Origin of the sequence: Pseudoduganella sp. RAF53_2 (genome assembly GCF_052113985.1) — a bacterium.
Lineage (GTDB): Bacteria > Pseudomonadota > Gammaproteobacteria > Burkholderiales > Burkholderiaceae_D > Rugamonas.
In genome coordinates, this window is the sequence record NZ_JBFRDW010000272.1 from 1 (window position 1) to 7,575 (window position 7,575).

8 protein-coding genes and 1 pseudogene are annotated in these 7,575 nt (G+C 60.6%); 2 read left to right on the plus strand and 7 right to left on the minus strand.

Going from position 1 to position 7,575, the window contains the following annotated elements; genetic code table 11:
* From AB4Z11_RS16850 to AB4Z11_RS16865, 4 genes and pseudogenes are all read right to left on the minus strand, one after another.
* A pseudogene (locus AB4Z11_RS16850) lies at nucleotides 1-766 on the minus strand (GGDEF domain-containing protein); the annotation flags it as partial.
* A gap of 107 nt (nucleotides 767-873) precedes the next feature.
* On the minus strand, nucleotides 874-1,521 hold the full coding sequence (locus tag AB4Z11_RS16855) for a response regulator (RefSeq protein ID WP_442026394.1): 648 nt from the start codon (nucleotides 1,519-1,521) through the stop codon (nucleotides 874-876).
* 6 nt (nucleotides 1,522-1,527) lie between these two features.
* Nucleotides 1,528-2,637: a histidine kinase gene (locus tag AB4Z11_RS16860; protein WP_442026395.1), complete on the minus strand. Its 1,110-nt coding sequence runs from the start codon at nucleotides 2,635-2,637 to the stop codon at nucleotides 1,528-1,530.
* Nucleotides 2,638-2,652: 15 nt separating this feature from the next.
* Nucleotides 2,653-3,231 carry a hypothetical protein gene (locus AB4Z11_RS16865; protein WP_442026396.1) on the minus strand — a complete coding sequence of 193 codons (579 nt, stop codon included), beginning with the start codon at nucleotides 3,229-3,231 and terminating at the stop codon, nucleotides 2,653-2,655.
* 37 nt (nucleotides 3,232-3,268) lie between these two features.
* On the opposite strand from AB4Z11_RS16865, the gene greB reads away from it, so the two are divergent.
* Together greB and AB4Z11_RS16875 are read left to right on the plus strand one after the other, a co-directional pair.
* Entirely contained in the window at nucleotides 3,269-3,835 is a 567-nt protein-coding gene (gene greB, locus AB4Z11_RS16870; protein ID WP_442026397.1) for a transcription elongation factor GreB, read from the plus strand.
* 100 nt (nucleotides 3,836-3,935) lie between these two features.
* Nucleotides 3,936-4,547: a transposase gene (locus AB4Z11_RS16875; protein ID WP_442026398.1), complete on the plus strand. Its 612-nt coding sequence runs from the start codon at nucleotides 3,936-3,938 to the stop codon at nucleotides 4,545-4,547.
* Between the two features lie 33 nt (nucleotides 4,548-4,580).
* On the opposite strand, the gene AB4Z11_RS16880 is transcribed toward AB4Z11_RS16875, so the two are convergent.
* The 3 genes from AB4Z11_RS16880 to AB4Z11_RS16890 all read right to left on the minus strand — a co-directional run.
* On the minus strand, nucleotides 4,581-6,860 hold the full coding sequence (locus AB4Z11_RS16880) for a RelA/SpoT family protein (protein ID WP_442026399.1): 2,280 nt from the start codon (nucleotides 6,858-6,860) through the stop codon (nucleotides 4,581-4,583).
* Between the two features lie 67 nt (nucleotides 6,861-6,927).
* A complete protein-coding gene (gene rpoZ / locus AB4Z11_RS16885) occupies nucleotides 6,928-7,131 on the minus strand; it encodes a DNA-directed RNA polymerase subunit omega (protein ID WP_005665923.1) in 204 nt (67 codons plus the stop codon).
* Between the two features lie 25 nt (nucleotides 7,132-7,156).
* Nucleotides 7,157-7,575: guanylate kinase (locus AB4Z11_RS16890; RefSeq protein WP_442026400.1), on the minus strand; the 419-nt coding region annotated here is incomplete at its 5' end.

Below are 7,575 nucleotides of genomic sequence, written 5' to 3' on the forward strand. Positions count from 1 at the left end.
GCTTATAAATGACGTCCTTCAGGCTGCGCGTGGCTTCCTCCAGCGCGCGCTGGTCGATCGGGCCGGAAATCAGATTCTGTACTGCGTCGATCTGGCCACGCAGCCAGGAATCGTCGTCCAGCAGCTCGGACACGTTCTCCAGCAGCAGGCGGAACAGGCGCAGCAAGAGTTCCTGCTGTTCGGCCGTGTCGCCACTGCGAATTTCGATCTGGTAGCACAGCTGTTTCAGGCGCGTGCCGATCTCGGCCAGTGCCGCTTCGGTGTGCGCTTCCTTGGTGGCCGCGCCCAGAGCTTCGGCCTCGGCCACCAGCGCTGGTGTGCCGCTCAGCAGCGAAGCAACGGCAAAGGTCAGCGTGCGGCTGAGCAGGTCGCGCAGCTGTTTGGCTTGTTCGCCTTCCGTATTTGGGGCCAGTTCGATGCCACCGCCGGGGCGGGTGGGTGCAGGGCGCTCGGCCAGAGCGGACAGGGTGCGCGCATAGGCCTCCCAGTCACGCGATTTGACCGCGCGATTGAAGCGGCGGCCAAAATCGGCGAGTTCGCCCGGCTGATCGGTCAGGCGGGCGGCAAACTGGGTAAGAACGTTTTCGGGGCCGGGATCGGCGGCGGGCGCTGCGGTTGCCGGGGCGCCGGTAATTTCGTTGTAGATGTCGCGATAGGCGTCGGGCGTAGGAGCGATCCGGCGCAGCGCGAGACGGCGGAAAGCCTCGCGGGCAACATCAGCCGGGTTCATGTCCGCGCCGGCTGGGTTGGTGGGTTTGCTAGACATCTGACGTACAGCCTTTACAAAGGTTTACCGATTGTCAGCATCTTAAGCCACTGTCCAGTATGCCCATCGTTCAATTAGCAGGGAGAAATTTGCCTTAATTCCCGGCATCAATCGATTAACTGGTTTTTAATGGCGTAATGCGTCAGCTCGGCGCTGTTCTTCAGGTTCATCTTGGCCAGCAGGCGGGCGCGGTACTCGCTGACGGTCTTGACCGACAGCGACAGCTCCTTGGCAATCGCACCCACGGTTTTGCCGGAAGCGATCATGGTCAAGGTCTGGAATTCCCGGTCGGACAGCATTTCATGCGGCGCTGCCTGATGGTCCTCGCCGACATGGTTTGCCAATTCCTGGGCCAGTGCCGGACTAATGTATTTTAATCCGCTAGCGACCTGCCGGATCGCATTGACCAGTTCTTTTGGTGCACTTTGTTTGGTCAGATAGCCTGCCGCACCCGCTTTTAGCGAGCGGATGGCGTATTGGTCCTCGCGATGCATGGACAGCATCAGCACAGCCAGTTCCGGCTTTTCCTTCTTGATCTGTTTGAGCACCTCGATGCCGCTGCGGTCGGGCAGGGTAATGTCGAGCAGGATGACGTGGCAGCCGGACTTGCGGAACAGCTTGACCGCGTCCAGCCCGTTTTCGGCCTCGCCGGCGACAACGATATCCTTGGTCTCGGCCAGGATCTGCTTCAGTCCTTCGCGGACGATGGCGTGATCGTCGGCAATGAAGACCTTGATGGTGGCTTTTTCGCTCATGCTATGTTATTTCGTTGAGGCAACTTCTCTGGGCGCTATTGTAACGTCCGCCGCCTCGGCTGGCAGCCTGATTTTGATCGCCACGACAGTACCGCCGCCGGGTGCATGACTCAAGGTCAAGGTTCCGCCCAGCGCTGCGGCGCGCTCGGCCATGCCACGCAGGCCGAAAGAGTCCGTTTTAGAGCGGTCAGTCGGGGCAATACCCTTGCCGTCGTCCGTGATTTTCAAGCTGAGCTGGCCGCGCGCACGTTGCAGGCGCACGCTGACGGAACGCGCGCGGGCGTGCTTGGCAATATTGGTCAGCGCTTCCTGTGCGATACGGAACAGGGCAGCGGCCTGATCGGGCGCGAGGTCGAGGTCCTTCACGTTCGACTGGAAACGGCAGACGATACCGGCTTGCGTCGAGAATTCCTTGACCTGCCATTCCAGCGCGGCGGGAAGGCCGAAGTCCAGCACGGATGGGCGCAGATCGAGCGTGATGCGGTGCACGGCATCGATAGTGCGGTCGACCAGCGAATCAACGTAGGCCGCTTTTTGCTGCAGGTGCTCGTCGCCTTCCGGCAGGCGGGCGGCCAGCATGGTCAGCGCCATCTTGATGGCGGTCAGATTGCCACCCAGATCATCGTGGATTTCGCGGGCGATGCGTTCGCGCTCCTGCTCCTTTACCTTTTCAATGTGGGCGGTCAGCTCCGCCAGGCGCGCCCGGCTGGCACGCACTTCGAGCTGCTCCAGCTTGCTCTCCGTGATATTGCTCATGATGCCTTCCCACTGCACCGTGCCATCGTCCAGGCGGTGCGGGGTACTGCGCAGGTTAATCCACTTCACGTCTTTCCACGCTTCGACCCAGATGCGGCCTTCCCAGTTCCAGCTCCACAGCGAGCCGGCGGAAGCATCCATCGATTCCTGGTAAGAAGAGCGGTCGTCGTGCAGGATCAACTCCAGAAAGCGCTGCGGCTCGGCTTGCAGCTCGGCGGCGCTGAGGCCCAGCAGTGCCTGGCAGCCATCGCTGAGGTAGGGAAATTCCACACGGCCATCCGGCAGGCGGCTGAATTGATAAACCAGACCTGGGGTGTGGGCGGCAATTGCGTCTAAAGCGGAGAGCTGGCTGGGGTGCATGACGTTAGTGTAACGTCAACGGCGCCGTGCGCGCCAGAAGGCGCTGAAGCGGCGCAGCACTCTCAACGGCCGCATGTCGAAACGGCCGCCGCGCCCACGGCGCAGACGACGCAGCCAGTCGCGGCAGGCGCGCAGCGCGTCGCGGCATTCCTGCCAGGCGGCGGTGGCTTTCAGGCGCGCAATCCAGCGGTCTTTCAGTTCGATGAAGCGGTTGTGAATCCGTGCGAACCAGGCCAGTTGCAACAGGGCAGGGCGCGTCAACGCATACAGCCGCGCCACCGCGGCTGCACCCGCCACTTTGGCGATCACAAAAACGCTGAGGCCCATCATGGCATGCCCTTTCGCCATGGCAAACAGGGCCAGCAGCTTTACCGGGAACAGCAGCAGGGCCGGCAAAGTGAACAGCGCCAGGGCGGCCAGCGGTCCGAGCCGGCTGATGAAGCGCTCCAGCGCATGCAGCGGCGGAAACTGCGCCAGCCTCTCCATCAGGCGCGCACCAACATCCCACAGCCATTCTTCAAAGATGAGGAAGAGAGCTGCGAGGTAGACGAGAGGAGCAAACAGCCGGCGTCTGAATGTGTACAATCGCTTCATGTGGGTGCCATTATTGCACCATTAGACTTAAGCAGATATGAACAAGGCATTCGTAAAAGAGAGCGAGCAGGACGACGATGATGATGCTGTCCCTGCCGCGTTGGCGATTCCGGCGGGATCGAAAAACTACATCACGCCTGCGGGCTACCAGCGCATCAAGGATGAGCTGCTGCAGCTGATTGATGTGGAACGGCCGGAGGTCGTGAAGGTGGTGCACTGGGCGGCGTCGAATGGCGACCGTTCGGAGAATGGCGACTATATTTACGGCAAGCGCCGGCTGCGCGAAATCGACCGACGCATTCGTTTCCTCACCAAACGTATGGACCTGGCCGCTGTGGTTGACCCGAGCGTGCACCATGGCAGCGACCAGGTTTTTTTCGGCGCTACGGTAACTTACGCCAAGCGCTCGGGCGAAGAGCAAACCATCACTATTGTTGGCATCGACGAATTCGACCCCCTGAAAGGTAAGATCAGCTGGATCTCACCCGTCGCCCGCACCTTGACGAAGGCTCGAGAAGGCGACACTGTCACGCTGCACACGCCAACCGGCGTAGAAGAACTCGACATCCTCGAAGTCAGCTATCCCGCACCCGGCGAGGATTGAGCTGACGCAAAGCGCGCTGGCTGCATTTCACTATCCTTAACCCTAAAGTCGGGGTCAGACCCTGAGGGTCTGACCCTGGGGTTAGGGTCAAGGAGATACCATGCCGCGTCAACCGCGCCATTTCCCGGCAGGCAGTTGCATGCACATTGTGCAGCGTGGTGACAATCGCCGCACCTGCTTTCATTCGGAAAATGATCGGCGCCACTACGTAAGCTTGCTCGACAAGTACAGCAAGGCCAGCGGCTGCTTGATCCATGCTTACGTGCTGATGTCGAATCACGTGCACCTGCTTGTGACGGTGCAGGAACTTAACGCGCAGTCGTGGATGATGAAGGCCATCTCGCAATGCGCAGCGCACAGACTGCATTGCCTGCGCGGTGAATCCGGAACCATGTGGGATGGCCGTTATAAGGCCGCAAGGGTTGAGGCTGAGGATTATTTGCTGTTGTGCCAGCGGTATATTGAGCTAAATCCTGTACGAGCGGGCATGGTGCAGTATCCCGGGCATTATCGGTGGTCGAGTTATAACTGCAATGCTGAAGGGCGGCGTAACGACGTGATCACGCCGCATGAGGTTTATCTTCGATTGGGGCGGGAGGCGCGACAGCGGCAGATGGCTTATCAGGCGCTGTTTGATATCCCGTATTCCGAGTCCGATCTGGAGCGGATTCGCGGGGCAACGCATTTTCAGAGCGTCATTCGGAAACCCTAAGATCTGGGTCAGACCCTTGGGTCTGACCCTCGCTTATGCGCGCTCGCGAGAGACGCGGTTGACGCCGGCGACTTTGCGGACGTTGCGCAGCAGCGCCGCTAAATGCACGCGGTCTTTCACCTGAATAGTGAAGCGCAGCTGGTGGAGGATATGTTCGCGGTCTTCGTCCATGCCGACGAAGGTGATGTTGCCGTCGGATTCGCCGATCTCGGCCGCCACGCGCGCGAGAATGCCTTTCTCGTTGTTGATCAGCAGGCGGATGCGCGAGTCGAAGCGGCGGTTCAGTTCCGTGCCCCATTTCACTGCGATCCAGCGGTCCGGCTCTTTTTGCTTGAGGCGCTTGGCGACGGTGCAGTCGGCCGTGTGAACCTGGAGGCCCTGGTCGCGGCGCAGCTGGCCGACGATGTGGTCGCCCGGGATTGGCAGACAGCACGCCGCCAGTTGCACCGACACGCCTTCGCTGCCGTAAATCGTGACCGGGTCCAGGTCGGCGGCGCTGTTGTGGTCAATCGGCATGGAAGCCGACTCGCCGCCCATCAGGCCGAAGATATGGCGCGCCACCAGCGGCGCCATGCGCTTGCCGATGCCGATATCCGCATACAGTTCTTCGGCCGACTTGGCCGACGATTCGTTCAGCAGGCGCTCCATCAGCGGCCCTGGCAGGTCCGGATCGATATTGATTGCATTCAGTGCCTGCGTCAGCAGCTGCTGGCCGAGGCGGATCGACTCCGGCAGGTTAATCGTGCGCAGATGATGGCGAATCGCCGAACGCGCCTTACCGGTGCGGACAAATGACAGCCAGCTTGGCGACGGACGCGAATTCGGGTCCGTCTTGATCTCGACGATATCGCCATTGCGCAGTTCCGTGCGCAGTTGTCCCGGTTCGCTGTTGATGTTCACGGCCACCGTGTGGTCGCCGATGCCAGTGTGGATCGCATAGGCGAAATCGATGGCGGTCGCGCCGCGGGGCAGGGCGATGATCTTGGACTTCGGTGTGAACACGTAGACGGAGTCGGGGAACAAGTCCACCTTCACGTGTTCCAGGAACTCGGCCGAATCGCCGGTCTGCTGCTGGATATCGAGCAGGGACTGCAGCCAGGCGTGGGTGCGCTGCTGCATGTCCGACATATTGGCGTCGTTGTTCTTGTACAGCCAGTGCGCCGCCACACCCGATTCGGCAGTGCGGTGCATTTCCTGGGTGCGGATCTGGAACTCGACCGGCGTGCCGTACGGACCAATCAGCGTGGTGTGCAGCGACTGGTAGCCATTCAGTTTGCGGATCGCGATGTAATCCTTGAACTTGCCCGGCATGGGCTTGTACAGCGAGTGCAGGGTGCCCAGCGCCACATAGCAGTTCGAGAAGCTGTCGACCACCACCCGGAAGCCATACACGTCCAGCACCTGCGAGAAGGTCAGGTGCTTGGCGCGCATCTTCTTGTAGATGCCGTACAGCGTTTTTTCGCGGCCATAGACTTCGGCGTGGATGCCGGCCATGCCCAGCGTATTCTTCACCGCTTCCATGATCTTGCCCACCACCTCGCGCCGGTTGCCGCGCGCCGCTTTCACGGCTTTGGACAGCACGTGATAGCGCAACGGATACAGGTGGGCGAAGGCGAGATCCTGCAGCTCGCGGTAGATGTTGTTCAGGCCCAGGCGATGCGCGATGGGCACATACACTTCCATCGTTTCGGCCGCGATGCGGCGCTTCTTGGCCGGCGCCATCACGTCCAGCGTGCGCATATTGTGCAGGCGGTCGGCCAGCTTGATCAGAATCACGCGCACGTCCGAAGCCATGGCCAGCAGCATCTTGCGGAAGTTTTCCGCCTGCGCTTCGATCTGGCTCTGGAACTCGATTTTTTCCAGTTTCGACAGGCCGTCCACCAGATGGGCGACCGGCGCGCCGAAGCGCTCGATCAGCTCATCTTTTTTGACGTCCTGGTCTTCCATCACATCGTGCAGCAGGGCTGCCATGATGGCTTGTGCATCCAGCTTCCAGTCCGCGCAGATTTCCGCCACCGCGATCGGGTGCGAAATGTATGGCTCGCCCGACTTGCGGACCTGGCCCAGATGCATCTCGTCCGAGAAGCGATACGCTTCCTTGACCTTTTTCAGGTCCGCCTCGTTCATGTACTCGGCGAGTTTTTCTGTCAGATGGCTGATGGTGGCCACACCGGTGGCAACCGTGGGGGCGGCAAGCGGGGAAGAGGAAATCGGTGCTGTAGAAATGTCAACGCCCGGCGTTGGTTTAGCCGGGCGCTTTGCCCGRCGGGCGGGCTGTTCGGACACACTGGAATCGGTGCTGGTCAGGTTCATATCGGGTCAGTGATGGAATCCTACTGTAAGAACCTGGGACATCGTATTCGGGAACCAAGTTCCCAGATTACATAGGGACCTTTTTCAGCATTTCCAGACCCACTTTACCTGCGGCGATTTCGCGCAGGGCGACAACGGTTGGCTTGTCCTTGGCTTCGACCTTAGGGGTGTGGCCTTGCAGCAGCTGGCGGGCGCGGTAGGTCGCGGCCAGGGTCAGCTGGAAACGGTTAGGTACGTTCTTCAGGCAATCTTCAATAGTGATACGGGCCATTCTTTAACTCCTGGGTAGTCTGTATTTATGCTGCGTGGTCGGCGTGGATGCCCAGTTCGGACATCAACTTGGCATTGCGGGCGGCTTGTTGCGCAAAACGGCAACGGGCGGATCGGACGATCGCGCTCAGCTCCGACAAGGCGACCGGGAACTCTTCGTTGATAATAACATACTCGAACTCGGGCGCGTGGGCGATTTCCCCGCCTGCAGCCAGCAGGCGACGGTTGATCACGTGGACCTCGTCCTGGCCGCGTTTGTGCAGGCGTTCTTCCAGCGCCGCGAAGGAGGGCGGCAGGATGAAGATGCCGGCCGCTTGCGGGAACTGCTTCTTGACCTGGCGCGCGCCCTGCCAATCGATTTCCAGCAGGATGTCGGTGCCGGCCTTCATCTGCTCTTCCACGAAGATGCGCGAGGTGCCGTAGTAATTGCCGTGCACTTCGGCCC

Bases quoted from the DNA above. Each gene is read 5' to 3' on its own strand.
- AB4Z11_RS16855 (WP_442026394.1), bottom strand. From the start codon at position 1,521: ATGAGCGAAAAAGCCACCATCAAGGTCTTCATTGCCGACGATCACGCC.
- AB4Z11_RS16860 (WP_442026395.1), bottom strand. From the start codon at position 2,637: ATGCACCCCAGCCAGCTCTCCGCTTTAGACGCAATTGCCGCCCACACC.
- AB4Z11_RS16865 (WP_442026396.1), bottom strand. From the start codon at position 3,231: ATGAAGCGATTGTACACATTCAGACGCCGGCTGTTTGCTCCTCTCGTC.
- greB (WP_442026397.1), top strand. From the start codon at position 3,269: ATGAACAAGGCATTCGTAAAAGAGAGCGAGCAGGACGACGATGATGAT.
- AB4Z11_RS16875 (WP_442026398.1), top strand. From the start codon at position 3,936: ATGCCGCGTCAACCGCGCCATTTCCCGGCAGGCAGTTGCATGCACATT.
- rpoZ (WP_005665923.1), bottom strand. From the start codon at position 7,131: ATGGCCCGTATCACTATTGAAGATTGCCTGAAGAACGTACCTAACCGT.